Origin of the sequence: Noviherbaspirillum aridicola (genome assembly GCF_019656455.1) — a bacterium.
Lineage (GTDB): Bacteria > Pseudomonadota > Gammaproteobacteria > Burkholderiales > Burkholderiaceae_D > Noviherbaspirillum > Noviherbaspirillum aridicola.
In genome coordinates this window covers 160,954-177,426 of the sequence record NZ_BPMK01000010.1, presented here as the reverse complement: position 1 = coordinate 177,426, position 16,473 = coordinate 160,954, and the positions used below count along the sequence as shown (strand labels likewise).

16 protein-coding genes are annotated in these 16,473 nt (G+C 64.5%); 2 read left to right on the top strand and 14 right to left on the bottom strand.

Going from position 1 to position 16,473, the window contains the following annotated elements:
• The first annotated feature begins 80 nt into the window (after positions 1 to 80).
• Together NCCP691_RS12900 and NCCP691_RS12895 are read left to right on the top strand one after the other, a co-directional pair.
• On the top strand, positions 81 to 716 hold the full coding sequence (locus NCCP691_RS12900; protein ID WP_220808893.1) for a PEP-CTERM sorting domain-containing protein: 636 nt from the start codon (positions 81 to 83) through the stop codon (positions 714 to 716).
• Positions 717 to 970: 254 nt separating this feature from the next.
• Entirely contained in the window at positions 971 to 2,476 is a 1,506-nt protein-coding gene (locus NCCP691_RS12895; RefSeq protein ID WP_220808891.1) for an undecaprenyl-phosphate glucose phosphotransferase, read from the top strand.
• Between the two features lie 173 nt (positions 2,477 to 2,649).
• On the opposite strand, the gene NCCP691_RS12890 is transcribed toward NCCP691_RS12895, so the two are convergent.
• The 14 genes from NCCP691_RS12890 to NCCP691_RS12825 all read right to left on the bottom strand — a co-directional run bounded on the left by NCCP691_RS12890 (position 2,650) and on the right by NCCP691_RS12825 (position 16,452).
• Positions 2,650 to 3,210, bottom strand: a complete 561-nt coding sequence (locus NCCP691_RS12890; RefSeq protein ID WP_220808889.1) for an FxDxF family PEP-CTERM protein — start codon at positions 3,208 to 3,210, stop codon at positions 2,650 to 2,652.
• Between the two features lie 318 nt (positions 3,211 to 3,528).
• Entirely contained in the window at positions 3,529 to 4,905 is a 1,377-nt protein-coding gene (locus NCCP691_RS12885; RefSeq protein ID WP_220808887.1) for a UDP-glucose dehydrogenase family protein, read from the bottom strand.
• A 24-nt stretch (positions 4,906 to 4,929) separates the two neighbouring features.
• Complete coding sequence (locus tag NCCP691_RS12880; protein WP_220808885.1) at positions 4,930 to 6,072, bottom strand: nucleotidyltransferase family protein; 1,143 nt, start codon at positions 6,070 to 6,072, stop codon at positions 4,930 to 4,932.
• Between the two features lie 101 nt (positions 6,073 to 6,173).
• A complete protein-coding gene (locus NCCP691_RS12875) occupies positions 6,174 to 6,653 on the bottom strand; it encodes a glycosyltransferase (RefSeq protein ID WP_220808883.1) in 480 nt (159 codons plus the stop codon).
• Positions 6,650 to 7,051: a glycosyltransferase family protein gene (locus NCCP691_RS12870; RefSeq protein WP_220808881.1), complete on the bottom strand. Its 402-nt coding sequence runs from the start codon at positions 7,049 to 7,051 to the stop codon at positions 6,650 to 6,652. Before NCCP691_RS12870 ends, NCCP691_RS12875 begins: the two co-directional genes overlap by 4 nt.
• A gap of 217 nt (positions 7,052 to 7,268) precedes the next feature.
• Positions 7,269 to 8,690 (bottom strand): mannose-1-phosphate guanylyltransferase/mannose-6-phosphate isomerase, encoded by a 1,422-nt coding sequence (locus NCCP691_RS12865; RefSeq protein ID WP_220808879.1) that lies wholly within the window; start codon positions 8,688 to 8,690, stop codon positions 7,269 to 7,271.
• 34 nt (positions 8,691 to 8,724) lie between these two features.
• Positions 8,725 to 9,738, bottom strand: a complete 1,014-nt coding sequence (locus tag NCCP691_RS12860) for a glycosyltransferase family 4 protein (RefSeq protein WP_220808877.1) — start codon at positions 9,736 to 9,738, stop codon at positions 8,725 to 8,727.
• A gap of 44 nt (positions 9,739 to 9,782) precedes the next feature.
• Entirely contained in the window at positions 9,783 to 10,328 is a 546-nt protein-coding gene (rfbC, locus tag NCCP691_RS12855) for a dTDP-4-dehydrorhamnose 3,5-epimerase (protein ID WP_220808875.1), read from the bottom strand.
• Positions 10,328 to 11,209, bottom strand: a complete 882-nt coding sequence (gene rfbA, locus NCCP691_RS12850) for a glucose-1-phosphate thymidylyltransferase RfbA (protein ID WP_220808873.1) — start codon at positions 11,207 to 11,209, stop codon at positions 10,328 to 10,330. Before rfbA ends, rfbC begins: the two co-directional genes overlap by 1 nt.
• Positions 11,206 to 12,105: a dTDP-4-dehydrorhamnose reductase gene (rfbD, locus tag NCCP691_RS12845; protein ID WP_220808944.1), complete on the bottom strand. Its 900-nt coding sequence runs from the start codon at positions 12,103 to 12,105 to the stop codon at positions 11,206 to 11,208. Before rfbD ends, rfbA begins: the two co-directional genes overlap by 4 nt.
• Positions 12,105 to 13,160, bottom strand: coding sequence for a dTDP-glucose 4,6-dehydratase (gene rfbB / locus NCCP691_RS12840; RefSeq protein ID WP_220808942.1), 1,056 nt, complete (start codon positions 13,158 to 13,160; stop codon positions 12,105 to 12,107). Before rfbB ends, rfbD begins: the two co-directional genes overlap by 1 nt.
• Positions 13,161 to 13,173: 13 nt before the next feature.
• A complete protein-coding gene (locus tag NCCP691_RS12835) occupies positions 13,174 to 13,992 on the bottom strand; it encodes a polysaccharide lyase (protein WP_220808871.1) in 819 nt (272 codons plus the stop codon).
• A gap of 2 nt (positions 13,993 to 13,994) precedes the next feature.
• A complete protein-coding gene (locus NCCP691_RS12830) occupies positions 13,995 to 14,990 on the bottom strand; it encodes a glycosyltransferase family 2 protein (protein ID WP_220808869.1) in 996 nt (331 codons plus the stop codon).
• Positions 14,983 to 16,452, bottom strand: a complete 1,470-nt coding sequence (locus NCCP691_RS12825; protein WP_220808867.1) for an O-antigen ligase family protein — start codon at positions 16,450 to 16,452, stop codon at positions 14,983 to 14,985. Before NCCP691_RS12825 ends, NCCP691_RS12830 begins: the two co-directional genes overlap by 8 nt.
• Positions 16,453 to 16,473: the final 21 nt, after the last annotated feature.

Sequence of the window (16,473 nt, the reverse complement as noted above, 5' to 3'; positions counted from 1 at the left end):
AAATTGTTTCTAGTTGTAAACGCGATGCCCAGAGTCATGATACATTCGCTCCTGCTTGAAATTTGTCGGAAAAGGAGCCAATGATGATCAAGACCCTCAAGACCCAGTGCCTCGTCCTAGCCATTGCGTGCACGGCGACGTCGGCATTGCCTGCCCAAGCGGCTTCCTATGTGTTCTCCGACAGCCTCTCCCCGAGTTTTGCCGACCAGGCGGTGGCGACGCTGACGATCAGCGATATCGCCGGTGGCACGCTGTGGTCGCTGACGGGCACCTATGACGCGCGCAGCTACCCGTCGGCTTTCCTGCAAGGGATCGCCTATACGTATTCGGACGGATCCGGTGGCGGCAAGGGCAAACCCGGGCTCGCCGCAAGCGATTTCACCGTAACCCAGGGTGCGGTCACGCTCAAGGGCGTGGATGCCAAGGGCGTAACTTTCAGTACCGCCAACAATAGCGGGCGCTTCCAGAGCGGCGACGCAGTGACCTGGGTGTTCCGCAACACGACCGCCAGCCAGTTCAGCGACCTGCAGGCGCACGTCAACGCTATCAATGGCGGCAATTCCGTCAAATTCGCGGCAGTGGCCGCCACCACCCCGCTGTCGCCGATCCCGGAACCCGGGACTTGGGCCATGCTGCTGACCGGCCTGGCATTCGTCGCGTGGCGCGGCCGCCGGCTGGTCGCCACCGCCCCGTCGGCCCCGGCCCTGGCGGCCTGACCCCCTCCTCGCGCCGGTCTCCGGCGTGCGCTCGCTGGCAGTTCTTGCTACCACCGGAATGCAACTGGCGTTTTTCAACAGTTGGTCGATAAATCAGCGATTTGCTTAGCGGTAAGTGTTATGATGCCGAGCAGTAACTGTTAGTTATGGCCTGCGCCACTGCACCGCAAACGACAGCCGGCCCTCCGCCTGCCCCGTCCTTTCGCGATCCGGATGGCCGCCGTGCCGCCCGTACGATGACCACGGACCGCCTCATGGACAATCAGCTCGACCCGGCCCTACTGATCAATTCCACCGCACCGCAAGATCCCAACAGCACCCGCACCCAGAGCGACGCCCCGGCCAGACCGGTTCCGCCGCCACGCGGCCTGTACCAATGGAAGACCCTGCTCAACCTGTTGCGGGGGGCTGATCTTGCCGCTGTAGTGGCCGCCGGCCTGCTGGGACACCTGATGCGGTTCGGCACGTGGCTGCCCAATACCTCGTCTGCCCACCTCTTCCTGTATTTAAGCAGTATCACGACGGTGGTCTCGCTACACCTGTCCCATAGCTATCGGGTACGCACGGTAAAGTCATTTAGCGAACAACTGAGCGCCTTGTTCGTTGGCGGGGTCGGTGCCCTGCTGGCGATCCTGGCTTGCGGCTACCTGTCCGGCAGCCTGCACGATTATTCGCGGATCTGGGTGCTGGCGACGACCGTGGTCGCCGCTACCCTGCTGTTGGCTAACCGCATTGCCGTGACGCTGCTGCTACGGCGAGGCATCGCGAGCGGGCATTTCCTTGAACGGATTGTCATGGTCGGGGCCAATGAGCAGGCCGACCGGATGATCGCGACGATCCGCTGCGAAGAGTCCAGCAACGTGCGCATTCTCGGCATGTTTGAAGACCGTATCAACCGGCCCCTGCCGGCGCTGCACGGCGTGCCGATCCTGGGATCCACCGATGACCTGCTGGCCTATGTGCGCCAGAACCGGGTCGACCGTATCGTGGTCACGCTGCCTTGGGTCGGGTCCGACCGCGTGGACGCGCTGCTGAAAAAAATGCGCACGGTTCCTGTGCGGGTCGATCTGGTGCCGCACGAGATCATCTGGCAGTTTCCGGCCATTGAGATGGAACGCCTGGGCGGGGTCCCGCTGCTAACCATCGCCAATGGCAAGGTCGACGAACAGATGGGCATGGTCAAGCGCCTGGAAGACCTCGCTATCTCCAGCCTCCTCCTACTGGCCGCCAGCCCGGTTCTGATGCTGACCGCGCTGGCGATCAAGCTCGACAGCCGCGGGCCGGTGATCTTCAAGCAGAAGCGGCACGGCTTCAACAACCAGATCTTCGACGTCTACAAGTTCCGTTCGATGCGGGTGGCGGATTCTGCGGCACCCAACGTCGTGCAGGCCACCCGGGGCGACGCGCGCGTGACCCGGGTCGGCCGCTTCATCCGCAAGACGAGTCTGGACGAGCTGCCGCAGCTGATCAACGTCCTCAAGGGCGACATGTCGATCGTCGGCCCTCGTCCCCATGCGGTACAGCACAACCACCAGTATGCCGGCATCATCGCCGACTACTTCGCCCGTCACAATGTCAAGCCCGGCATTACTGGCTGGGCGCAGGTCAACGGATTGCGCGGCGAGACCGACACCGACGACAAGATGCGCCGACGCGTCGAATACGATCTCCACTACATCGAACACTGGTCGCTGTGGTTGGACCTGAAGATCATCCTGATGACCGGGGTCGCCGTCTGGTTCCAAGACACCGCCTACTAGACGGCTGCGCCTGCCCGCCCCGACACCCCGACTCGCCCAAGACGCCTGAGCAAGTTGCTCGCGCATACACCGCGTGGCGCCGACAGGTCAGCGCCGCGGGCGCGCGGCAGATTCATTGACTCAATAAAAAAAACCGGGGGCGTAGCCCCCGGCCTTGTCACGCGCGTCCCGGCTCAGGCCGCGGCGAAACCGCCGTGCCTGGGAGCGGTGTCCTTGCGGCGGCGGGCGACATACACGACCAGCGCAAGGCCGCCCAGCATCATGCCCCAGGTGGCGGGTTCCGGCACCGGCGACACGTTGATGTTGCCGCCGAAGCTGCCGCCGGTAGTGCCGGTGATCTTGCCGGTCACGGCCAGCGAATAGGCGCCGCGAACGATACCGGCGGCCGACAGCGACCACAGGTCCAGCGGACCGCTCATCAGCGGCACGCCGGTGGCGATCTCGGTACCATTCTGGAACAGGCTGAAACCGGTGATGTTGAGGTCGGACTTGCGCAGCGTTGCGATCGAGGTCAGAGCTGCGTCGAGGTCCGACTGCGCGCCGATCGAAAACGTGAACACGTCGCGGAATGTCTTGCCGGTCAGGCCGACGAAGGAATCGGCGAACGACGCAGTGTTCTGAGACAGATCCAGCGAATAGCTACGATTGATATCGTAGACTGGCGCCGCATGCGCGGCTAGGGCCGAAGCAGCCAGAACGAGTCCGGCCGCAAGCTTGCTTACTACCTGTTTCATTGTTACTCCTCATAGAGATGTTGGTTAAACCGCCAACGACACGGACCAGCTACAACAACTTTGCTTCGCTACAACGAAAGATACTACACAGACAATTTCGCAGCAACAAAAATTTACAAAGTGCTAGTTGACTTCCAGTATTTCCTTGCGGAAATTATTTTGAGTAGAAATGCAGAATCGCGTTTGGAGTGACTTTCCGCTACCCGCAATGACGCTGGCGCGCGTGCGCCACTACGCCTAGAAGTTCACCTCCCTACCCGCCACCGCAGGCGGCGGGCCGTACATCATCTCTGTCGAAGCCAGGCCGAGATGGCGCGACTAGTAATTCGGCACGCCAGTAGCGCGGCCGATACCGTGATACTCGACCCCAGCTTCGGCCATTGCGAACGGCTCAAACAGATTGCGCCCGTCAAAGACCAGCGCGGACTGCATGGCTGCCCGCACCTGCGTCCAGTCCGGATTGCGGAACGCCTTCCACTCGGTCACGATGACCAGTGCATGAGCTCCCTGCACCGCTGCCATCTGGGTATCCGAGAACTCCACCCTCGCCAGTAGTTCAGGCCGGCTGGCGAAATCGAGCGCCAGCACACGCCGGGCCTCGTCCATGGCCACCGGATCGAACACCGCCAGGGTAGCGCCCAGGCGCAGCAGTTCGCCAATGATCACCCGCGAGGGCGCTTCGCGCATGTCGTCCGTATCCGGCTTGAAGGCCAGGCCCCAGACCGCCACGCGCTTGCCGTGCAGATCCGCGCCGAGGCGTGCCCTGATCTTCTTGGGCAGCACATACTTCTGGCGCGCGTTGACCTCCTCCACCGCGCGCAGGATCAGCAACTCCTGGTCGTAGACCCGCGCGGTGCGCTCGAGCGCCTGCACATCTTTCGGGAAGCAAGAGCCGCCGTAGCCGCATCCCGCATACAGGAAGCTGTAGCCGATGCGCGGATCGGATCCGATGCCCTGCCGCACGGCCTCGATATCCACGCCCACCTTGTCGGCCAGGTTGGCCAGTTCGTTCATGAACGAGATCCGCGTCGCCAGCATCGCGTTGGCCGCATATTTCGTGAATTCCGCCGAGCGCACGTCCATCCAGAGCGTGCGCTCGTGATTGCGATTGAACGACGCGTACAGGCGGCGCATGAGCGCGCGGGCGCGTTCGCCTGCAGGCGTGCTGTCACACCCGATGACGATGCGGTCCGGGCGCATGAAATCCTCGACCGCGGCGCCCTCCTTGAGGAACTCCGGGTTGGACACCACCGAGAACTCCAGCGCCGCGCCGCGACGAGCCAGTTCATCGGCGATCGCCTGACGGACCTTGTCGGCCGTACCCACTGGCACCGTGGACTTATCGACGATGACCTTGAAGTCGTTCATGTAGCGACCGATGGAGCGCGCGGCTTCCAGCACATACTGCAGGTCGGCCGAGCCGTCTTCATCGGGCGGCGTGCCCACCGCAATGAACATCACGTCGCCATGAGCGACGGCCGCCTGCACGTCCGATGCAAACGTCATCCGGCCGGCGGCCCGGTTGCGGCGCACGATCTCCTCCAGGCCGGGCTCATGGATCGGGATGCCGCCGCCATTGAGAATATCGATCTTCTGCTGATTCACATCCAGGCAAAACACATCGTTGCCCAGTTCGGCCAGGCATGCGCCCGTTACCAGGCCGACGTAGCCTGTTCCAATGATCGTGATCTTCACTTCTTCCCCTGCTTACAAAAATAGTTACGATCCGGCGGCGACCGCGACCGGCTGCGGTCGCGTGCGGCGCCGGCTGCGGCGATCCCTTGCGTTGCCCCACAGGCTGTCGAGGCGCGACGCATGGGTGATGAGTCCGGTGCGATCGACGCTGTAATCCTTGAACAGGATGACTTCCGACAGCGCTGCCTGCGCGGAGACCCGGGTATAGTCAAACAGCACGCAGCGCTCCAGGTGTGCGCCTGCCTGGATGCGGCAGCCGGCACCAATCCATGATGGTCCGGTGATGCAGGCACCGGCCTCGATGTGAGTGCCGGACCCGATGTAGACCGGTCCCTCGATGTGCGTACCCTCCCATTCGATGCGGGTGTTAAGGCCAACCCAGACGTCCGGTGCAATCTGCGTCCCAGGCAGGCGCATCCCCTCGACCTCTCCCTTGAGCACCGCCTGCAGCACCGCCCAGTAGTCGGTGACGGTGCCGATGTCGATCCAGTTGAAGTCGTGTTTCTGGGCGTAGAAGGGCAGGCCCAACTCAACGAGCATCGGGAACAACTGCGAGCCGATGTCGAACTCCTCTCCGGATGGGATCAGGTCGAGTACCTGCGGCTCGAACAAATAGATGCCGGTGCTGGCGTTGTTCGACCGTGCTTCGTCCTGGGCCGGCTTTTCCTGGAACGAAGTGACCCGCCCGTCCGCGTCGCTGATGACCACGCCGTAGCTCGATACCTTGTCCCATGGCACTTCGCGGGTAATCACCGTGGCCAGCGCACTGCTGCGCCGGTGCTGCGCGAGCGCGGCCCGCAGGTCGAGGTCGATGACCGCGTCACCGCACATCACGACCGTCGTGTCATCGAAAAACCCGCCGAATTCCTGGATCTTGCGCATGCCGCCGGCGGAGCCCAGCGGCCGGGGAACCACCTTTCCGTCGTCGTCGCAATACCCTTCGAACGAATAGCCGATCTGCACGCCGAACTGGTGTCCGTCGCCGAAATACTCCTCGATCTTCTCGTGCAGGTAGCTGACATTGACCATAACCTGCTTCACGCCGTGGCGGGCGAGATGCTCGATCAGGTAAGCCATGACTGGCTTGCCAAGAATCGGGATCATCGGCTTGGGCAACTCATAGGTCAGCGGCCGCACGCGGGTCCCCTTGCCGGCTGCAAGAATCATTGCTTTCACTTCTATGCACCTCTTCTTATTGCGGCGCCTGTCTCCAGGCCCCAGTATTGATGCTCGCAGGCGCCCCGTCGGCGCCCCTGCGCGTACTGCAATCAGTCTGCGAGGATGACCTCGCGCAGCTTGCTGATCAGTTGCGGGTCGGCGTGTTCACTGATCCCCCCGCCGCCGGTCAGCCCGTGACGCTTGTCGAGGGCGGCAATGAGTTCATCCTCGTCCCAGGCGACGGCCAGCCCTGCGCGCCCGCCCACCCATTTCGCGGTAGCCACCTGGTGATCGTTGCGATGCTCGCCCAAGGCCGCGCGGCGCGGCATCAGCAGAATCGGCTTGCGGTAGCGCAGCGCGGTCAGGATCGAGCCCATGCCGGCATGCGAGACAATTAGTGACGCCTGCTGGAACAGCTCGTTTGCCCGGCCGGGCGCAACGAAGTCCGCCGAGTCGAAGTGGACAGGGCGATTACTTGTCGGGCCAATCTGGGCGAACACCTTCTCGTCCGGATGGTCCTGCGCCCAGCGGTCCACGGCGGCGACCAGGCGGTCAAACGGCAGTTGGGTGCCGACAGTCACGAAGATCACAGCACACTCCCCCAGAAACGCGGACCGTTTTCCGATTCAAGGTGCTGCCACTGTGTCAGCCAGACATGGGCGATACGCTTGGCCTTGCGACCGGAGTTGGACAGGGCTTCGGAATTGGCGATGCTGTCGACCCATATCGTCTTGGCGCCGATCATCCGCCCGAACAGCAGCGCGGCAAATCCAGGCGCGGCGCCCGTTGAAATCACGACATCCGGTCGCACCCGCAGCACGACCCATGCGACCTGGGCGAACATCTTCAGCAGTTTGATTTTTTCCCAAAGGTTCGCGTCGGCCACCGCATATAATGGGCCGTCCACTTCCCGAGCGTAGTCCGAATTGGTGGTCACGTAACTGACCTCGCATCCGTCAAACGCCGGCCTCATGCGCAGCAGTTGCACCCAGTGTCCGCCTCCCGAGGCGACCGCAAGTATTCGTTTCTTTCCCACGTTTTCTTCGCTCCCTGTCATATGTCGGCGCCGGCCCCCGCGGCGCGCCCCCGATTTCGCTGAACTGCAGCGTTAAGTTAAGTTTAATCAAGTGTGTAGCATGGCAACATTATGTTGTTACTTTTGAGCGATCATTCCGTAAGAAAACAACACTTCCGGTAGCAATGGTTTACGTCCGCCGGTAGTCATCCTCGAAGCGCACGATGTCGTCCTCCCCCAGATAACTGCCCGACTGCACCTCGATCAGATGCAGCGGCAGCTTGCCGGGGTTTTCCAGCCGATGAGTGACCCCGATCGGGATGTACGTCGATTCGTTCTCGGTAAGCAGCTTGACCTCGTCGCCACGGGTGACCAGCGCGGTGCCGGAGACGACGATCCAGTGCTCTGCACGGTGATGGTGCATCTGGCTCGACAGCTTGGCGCCCGGTTTGACGACAATGCGCTTGACCTGATAGCGGTGGCCGGCATCGATGCTTTCGTAGCATCCCCATGGACGATGCACGACGGTATGGCTCTCGTGCTCGACCCGTCCGCGCGACTTCAGATCATCGACCACCTGCTTGATGCGCTGGGACTCGTTCTTGTGCGCCACCAGCACCGCGTCCCGCGTCTCCACGATGACCAGGTCCTGCACGCCGACGGCCGCGACCAGGCGGCTTTCCGAGCGAATCATGGAGCCGCTCACGTCCACCGTGTGGACGTCGCCGCGTACCACGTTACCGCTGCCGTCGGCCTGCCCCGCCTGGGCCAGGGACTGCCAGGAGCCGACGTCGCTCCAGCCGAGATCGGCGGGCACCACGACGGCCTTGGTCGTGCGTTCCATGACCGCGTAGTCGATCGAATCCGACGGACATTGCGCAAAAGCCTGCGCATCCAGGCGGCAGAAATCCAGATCGCGGGCCGCCGCGGCCAGCGCAGCCTCGCAAGCCTGGGCGATGTCGGGTCTGAACTGCCGTATCTCGGCCAGAAACGCGTCAGCCCGGAACATGAACATCCCGCTGTTCCACAGGTAGTCTCCGGCGTCGAGCATGCGCCTGGCTTCCTCGCGCACAGGCTTTTCAACGAAGCGGTCCACCAGGAAGCAACCGTCGGCCGCCCGCGCGGACTTCCCTTTGCGGATGTAGCCGTAACCGGTCTCCGGCGTATCCGGCTGGATTCCGAACAGCGCGAGCGCACCGTTGCGGGCGGCCTCAAAGGCGACCGCCACCGCCTGCTCGAAGGCCCGCAGGTTGCCGACCACGTGGTCAGCTGGCATCACGAGCATCACCGCATCGGGGTCGCGTGAGAGCAGATACTGCGCCGCCACGGTGACCGCCGGGGCCGTGTTCTTCCCCTGAGGCTCGAGAATGATGTCCAGCGGGGTCACACCGGCACGGCTCAACTGGTCAGCGGCGAGGAAACGATGCTCATTGGCGCAAACGAGCAGCGGCGCGCCCACCCCGGCAATGCCGGCGGTTCGCAGCACGGTCTCCTGGAGCATGGTCTTGTCCGATACCAGCGGCTGATACTGCTTGGGAAGCGCCGCGCGCGACAGCGGCCACAAACGGGTGCCGGAGCCGCCGGAGAGAATGACGGGATAGAGGGTAGTCATGGTGTCGAGGTCCTCTCGTGCTGTATTTCGGGCCTCAGAACGGGCCAAGGTTAAGGCGGCGCAACAGCGGTCGTCCGCGTGTCTGCAACCAGTGATCCCGCATCTCCGTACCGAACTTGTCGATCTCGGCGGCCAGTTCCTCCCGGCGCTCAAGGACTTGCGTGAAACCGGCCGCGATATCTTCCGCCCGGTCGGTGTCGACGAACACGGTCCCCTTCGGGAACAGACGGCGCAGCGTGGCCGTATTGGAGATCAGCATCGGCTTGCCGGCGCCGACGGCCTCGCCGCAGACGCTGAGCTGGATGCCGTCAAAACGCGTGAACGCGATCACCGCGTCGCACCCGATCATCAGTGCATCGAAATCCTGCCGCGACAGAAAGCCGACGAAGCGCACGTTGGCCGGAGCACGGCGGATCAGTTCCTGGTCCTTGCAGTTGGCGACATTGCCGGTGATGAGAACGGTGACGCCCGGTTGCATGCGGGCCGCCTCGAGCAGTTCGGCGATTGGCTCATCCTTGGCGAACGATGCGGGGAAGACGAACCAGGGACGTGGCACACCGGCACCCGGGTCGAACGAACCGGTGCCAAGGAAACTGGCCGGCGGGTCCTCGACCACCATCAGCCGCTCCGGATCGACCCCCAGGTCCAGCGCGGACTGGGCCACGTCGGCGTTATGGGCGAGCACCACGTCGCAGCGGGACAGCAGCGACAGTCCCAGCGGCACCCTGCTCCAGGGCGGGCGAAACATCGCATTGTGACAATCGGCTACCACCACCGCGTCGCGGCGCACGAGCGCGCGGTACAGCAGCGCCCACCAGAGAAGTGGCACCTGCGGCAACTGGACCCATACCGCCTGCGGCCGCTGGCGCAGCATCATCGACATCATGGCCAGGCTGTTGCGCAGGTAGTTACGCAACTTGGCGATCCTGCCCGCGCGGCGCTCAACCGGCAGAAATACCGTCTCGAACCCGCAGTGCGGCGCCATCGAGATCTGCCTGCGCTGGAACCCGATCCACGCAAAATACAACTGTCCACCCTGTTTTTTCATCGAACTCTCCCTGTTTGCCGCAGCATGCGACGGGCCTGTCGGCGTCATTCGAACATCTCGGCCGTCGCGAACGGCGTGCCGGCCGCGTCCTTGGCCGACAGTACCGGCGCGTCGGCCAGCGGCCAGTCGATCGCCAGTTGCGGATCATTCCACGCGATGCAGCGCTCGTGCTCGGGCGCGTAGTAATCGGTGGTCTTGTAAAGGAACTCGGCAACATCCGACAGCACCAGGAAGCCGTGCGCGAATCCCTCGGGCACCCACATCTGCCGCTTGTTGTCCGCACTGAGCACTGCGCTGACCCACTGACCAAACGTGGGCGAAGCGCGGCGCAGATCGACGGCGACATCCAGCACCTCGCCGGCCGTCACGCGTACCAATTTGCCCTGCGGTTGCGCGATCTGATAGTGCAGGCCGCGCAGGACGTTGCGCGCGGAGCGCGAATGGTTATCCTGCACGAACGCGACCTTGCGGCCGATCGCCTCTTCAAAGCGGCGCTGGTTGAAGCTCTCGAAAAAGAATCCGCGCTCGTCGCCGAAGACCTTGGGCTCAAGCAGCACCACATCGGGCACCGCCAGTCGTGTCGCCTCCATCAGAACACCCTTTCCCGCAGCACCTGCTGCAGATAGCGGCCATAGCCGTTCTTCGCCAGCGGCGCGATCAGACGCTCAAGCTGTCCGGCGTCGATCCATTTCTGGATGAACGCGATCTCTTCCGGGCACGCGACCTTCAGGCCCTGCCGCGCCTCCAGCGTGGCGATGAACTGGCTGGCGTCGAGCAGCGACTCGTGCGTACCGGTATCGAGCCATGCGTAGCCACGCCCCATGATCTCCACCGACAATGAACCCTGATCGAGGTAACGCTGGTTCAGGTCGGTGATTTCGAGCTCGCCGCGGGGCGACGGCTTCAGGCTGCGGGCGAAGTCGGCGACCTGGGCGTCATAGAAATACAGGCCGGTGACCGCGTAGTTGGATTTGGGCTGCGCCGGCTTTTCCTCGATCGACAGCGCGCGCCCGCCGCTGTCGAAGTCGACCACGCCGTAGCGCTGCGGGTCCTGTACGTGATACGCGAACACGGTGGCGCCTTCCTCCCTGGCCATCGCGCCGGCCAGCAGCGCGGGCAGGTCATTGCCATGGAAGATGTTGTCGCCGAGGATAAGGGCCGACGGGTCGCCGCCCACGAAGGACTCGCCGATCAGGAAGGCCTGCGCCAGCCCGTCCGGCGACGGTTGCACCGCGTAGGAGAGCGAAATGCCCCACTGACTGCCGTCCCCCAGCAGCTGCGCAAAACGCGGCGTATCCTGCGGCGTCGAAATCACGAGGATGTCGCGGATGCCGGCCAGCATGAACACGCTGAGCGGGTAGTAGATCATCGGCTTGTCAAAGACCGGCAGCAGCTGCTTGGAGACGGCCATCGTCGCCGGATACAGGCGCGTGCCGGAGCCGCCGGCCAGGATGATGCCTTTACGTTTCATAGGACTCCTTGTGAGGCGAGTTCATCGACCATGCGGTCCACATGGATTTGCCACGCGGGCATGACCACCCCGAACGCCTGCTCGATCTTGCCGCAGGCAAGGCGCGAATTGCGCGGCCGCACGGCGGCGGTCGGATACTCGGCGGACGGCACCGGAATCACCGCGTCGGCGCCTGCCCGCAAGACCGCGCCTTGCCGGGCAGCGCGGCTCAGCACGTGCCGGGCATAGCCATGCCAGGTAGTCTCGCCGGCCGCCGCCAGGTGGTAGACGCCGGCAAAACCTGCATCGGGCATTCGCAGCACCCGGTGCAGGGCCAGTGCCGTGATGTCGGCAATGAGCTCGGCACCGGTGGGCGCGCCGACCTGGTCGGCCACCACCTTGAGCACGTCGCGCTCGCGGGCCAGGCGCAGCATCGTCTTGGCGAAATTCGCACCCCGCGCCGCATGGACCCAGCTGGTGCGAAACACCAGGTGCCGGCTCGCCAGTTCGCGCACCGCGATCTCGCCGTCGAGTTTGGAGGCGCCGTACACCGACAGCGGGTTGGGCACGTCCTCCTCGGTATAGGGGCCTTGCGCGGTGCCGTCAAAAACGTAATCGGTCGAGTAGTGGACCAGCCAGGCGCCGATTTCCTGCGCCAGTACCGCCAGCGCCGCCGGCGTCTCCGCGTTCACGCGGCGCGCGCGCGCCTCATCGGTCTGCGCGCGGTCCACTGCGGTATAGCCGGCCGCATTAACAATCGCGTGCGGCATGACCTGGCGCACCAGCGCGAGCACCTGGTCGGGCTGCTCGAAGTCGGCCTGCCCGCGTCCGGCGGATACGACCTGCCCCAACGGCGCCAGCGCGCGTTGCAGCTCCCATCCGACCTGGCCATCCTTGCCCAGCAGCAGAATGCGCATCATGCGTACTGCTCCGCCACCCAGTTGCGGTAGGCACCGGAGGTCACGCTGCGCACCCACGCCTGATTGTCCAGGTACCAGCGCACGGTCTTCGCAATCCCGGTCTCGAACGTCTCCGCCGGACGCCACCCCAGTTCGCGTTCGATCTTGGAAGCATCGATTGCGTAGCGGCGGTCGTGCCCCGGGCGGTCCTTCACAAAGGTGATCTGCTCGGCATAGCTGCGGCCGTCGGCGCGAGGGCTTTCGCGGTCGAGCACCGCGCACAACGTCTGCACCACGGACAGGTTCGTCTTTTCGTTCCAGCCGCCGATGTTGTACGTTTCCCCCGGCACGCCGGCCTCCAGCACCCGGCGGATCGCCGCACAATGGTCGGTCACGTACAGCCAGTCGCGCACCTGGGCGCCGTCGCCGTAGATCGGCAGCGGCAGCCCGCCCAGCGCGTTGTGGATGACCAGCGGGATCAGTTTTTCGGGGAAATGTCGCGGCCCGTAATTGTTCGAGCAGTTCGTCGTCAGTACCGGCAAGCCATAGGTGTGGTGATAGGCGCGCACCAGGTGATCCGACGCGGCCTTGGTCGCCGAATAGGGACTATTGGGCAAATACCGGTGGGTTTCGCTAAAGGCCGGATCATTCTTCTCCAGCGTGCCGTACACCTCGTCGGTCGACACATGGAGAAAGCGGAAGGCGTCGCGCTCCGTACCGGCCAACTGGCCCCAGTATGCGCGCGCAGCCTCCAGCAACTCGAACGTACCGACAACATTGGTCTGCACAAACACGCCTGGCGAACCGATCGAGCGGTCCACGTGGCTCTCGGCGGCGAAGTTCACAATTGCGCGTATCCGGTGCCGCTGCAGCAGGTCCGACATCGTCGCGCGGTCGCCGATATCGGCCTGCACGAACACATGGCGCGCGTCGCCTTCCAGTGCGGCCAGGTTGCCCCGGTTGCCCGCATAGGTGAGCTTGTCGACGTTGACCACGGGGCCACAACCCTGGGCGATCCACTCGAGCACGAAATTGGAGCCGATAAATCCCGCTCCGCCTGTAACCAGTATCATCCTGTCGTCCATTTCAATTCGTTGCCGCACTCGCGGGCGCGGCGCCGCCCGCCCGTACGACGAAGTCCGCGAACTCGATCGTGGTGTCCACCGACGGTGCCCAGGTATCGTCGTTGCCGCCGTAGAAGACATCAAAGAACATGCCGTCCACCTTCAACGCATCGTCGGTGCGCACCACCAGTCCGGTCGCCTCGCCCACCGCGACGCCGTCAAACCACATCCGCACGACCCCATTGGCCTGCCCGGGGTCGTTGAGCACGACCTCCTGCACAACGCGGTGCCACACACCCTTCTTGAAGTGAAAACGGTGTCGCACCAGGGACGTGCCGTACTTCACGCTGGTGGGCAGGTATGCGTAGACGGAGCCGCGCCCGCCTTCGCCCCACATCAGGCGGAAACTGAACCCGTCGCGACCGTCAGGAATCTTGCCGCCGGAGTTGCCGGATCCGCCATACAGACCGGGCAACTTGCCGCCCCGCGCGAAATCGACGTTGTCGGCGAACCGCACCGAGTAGGACAGCAGCGCGTGGCGCTCGCCCGCGGGGAAGACCTGCGTCTTGAATCCTGCGCCGCCCGGCGGCAGGCCGCGCTTGCGCATGGACCCGGGGTCGATCGCTCCCTGAGGCACGAACACCCGCATGATCTTTCCCCGGCCATCGGGCCTGGGCACGAAGGTCAGGTTTTGCGCGCCCCACAGGTTCTTTATGCGCGGGAAGCTCTCGATGCCCGCCTCCAGGTCGCCAAACCGTTCCACGGGCGCCGCCGTTGCGCCGGGCACGATGGCGGTCATGCACAAAAACGCGCAGGCAAACCGTATCAATGGGCTGCGCATGCTTACCTCCCCGCCCCGAACGGACGCCCCAGCAACGCGCGGGCGCCCACCCGCGCGCGAGCGACATCGCGGCGCGCGAGCGCCTGCAGCATTTTCGCGACAGTAAACGCCAGCACCGTTGGTACAAACCACGGATAGAACCGGGCGGTAAACAGCAAGCGGCTGCGAGTCAGGTAATACTCCGAGAGCAGGCTGCGCTGCCCCTTCTTGGCGCTGGAGCCGATGGTGCCACCCTCCTTGTGATAGACGACCGCGTCCGGCGCGTACGCCAGCGTCAGGCCCGCGCGTCGCGCGCGGGTGGCCCAGTCGACTTCTTCGTAGTACAGGAAATACCGGTCTTCCATCAGGCCGATGCGATCGATGCACTCGCGGCTTACCATCAGTGCAGCACCGAGGATGTAGTCCAGTTCGGGCTCGACATCGCTCGGACCGCACGGCTGCCCGATCGGCGCGCCCGCGCCTAGATGACGCGCGCGTCCCAGCGCCGGCGAGTACCGTGCGCCACCCCATGCCTGCACCGTGTCGGGCGTGTGGTAGTAGACGACCTTGCAGCCCGCCATGCCGGCGCCGGTCTCGCTCATGCGGCGGGCCAGGGCGGCGATCGCGCCGGGCGTGAGCAGCGCATCATTGTTGAGAAGGAAGAGGTAATCGAAATCGGTATGGCGGCGCGCATACTCGATTCCGACATTGTTGCCTCCGGCAAAACCGAGGTTTGCGCCGGTATGGATCAGGCAGAAGGCCGGATGCGACGCCGTCGCACTGGCGCAGTGAATATCCGGCTCGCAACGACCGTCGCGCCAGTGCATTTCCGGCAGCGCGACGCCACGGCCGGCCGCCCATTGACGGATGACCGGCACCGAGTCGTCGCCGGAGGCGTTGTCGCAGACGACCACGCCCGCCACCTGCCCGCCGCCGTGCGCCAGGATCGACTCCAGACAGTCGACCGTGTCGCGGCCGTTGCGCCAGTTCAGCACGACAATCCAGACCGACTTATCCATGGCGCACCTCCACCGGTACCCCTGATGCGCCACCGGTCGTCCGGTCGCGGCGCGCATACTCGGCCAGGAAGATCGCCAGCGCGATCGAGCCGACGCCGTTGGCGGCCGCCATGTTCGGCTGCGTCATGGCGGTGACCACCATCGTGGCGAACGCGATCCAGAACGCGGCAAAACCGAGCGCGCGATCGCCGGCGCGGTCGCGCGCCGCACTCCACGTGCGGCGCAGCACGCTCACCACGAGCCACAGCAGCGCGGCCAGGCCCGGCAGACCCAGCTTGGTCGTGATGTTCACGTACGAATTGTGGATATAACGGGTATCGGCGATGAAATTCGCGTATTCCGCTTCTGGCGGCTTGTACGCGCCGCCCAGGCCCACCCCCAGCACCGGGTGCTGCGCGATCTTGGCCATTGCGTAGGCATTCTCCACCTTGCGCCTGCCGTAGGAGGCGCCGTGCTCGACCTCGTCTCCGACGCTCAGCAGACGATCCGATGCGGCGATCAGGTACTCCGGCTTGGCCACGGCGACCAGCCCACCCAGGACCAGCGCGCCGACCGACAGCACCATCAGCAACCGGATATACCGCTCGCCGCGTGTCTGCAGCGCCAGCAGGCCGACGCCGGCAATGACCGCAATCCACAGGCCGCGGCCGAAACCAACCAGCGTGCCGCCGGCGGCAAGGCCACCGAACACCATCATCCAGACGCCGAAGCGATGCCGCCCGTGTGCGTAAGCCGCCAGCAGGTAGATCAGTCCGCCCGCCATCAGAAACATGCCGGGGGTAGTGCTGCGCAGGACCTCGCCGCTGACACCGATACTCGACCAGACCCTGCCCTTGCCGAACAGTGCCACACCGGTCAGCGACTGCAGCACCATGCCGGCTGCCAGCACCACGGCCAGCGCAAACAGCCACTTCTTGAAACGTCGGGCGCGAACATCGTTATCGACCGCCAGGCAAAGTACCGGCAACAGCAGCCAGGTGAAATACGGCCGGGCCTCGTTGAGCACGTCCTTCGGGGCGGCCGTCTTGTAGAAAATGGCGATCACCGCCGAGACAACCGCCACGCCCAGAAACGCGACCAGCGCCGGCAAATGGCCGCCCACCGGCGCGATCAGCTCGCGCACCCGCCCGGAGCGCCTGATCAGGAGCAGCAGCAGCATGCCGACGATACCCAGGTCCTCGAGATTAACCCCGCCACCGGCGATCGGCAGGCGCGGCATCAGCGCCTCCGGCACCGCGCCAAACAGCATGGCCATGATGCCGACGACGGCGATCTCGGGATAATTCCACGCCACGAAAGCCAGGATGGGCAGCAGGAGCAGCGCGAACACGAACCACCATGGGAGGATCACGGTCGCCGCGCCAAGGACCACCGAGGCGGCGATACACATGGCCGTCACCCGCCATTCGGCGCGACGGCGGTTATATCCCGGCATGGCGGGCTGGTAATGCAGGTTATTCACCGCGCCCTCCCGGCACACCGC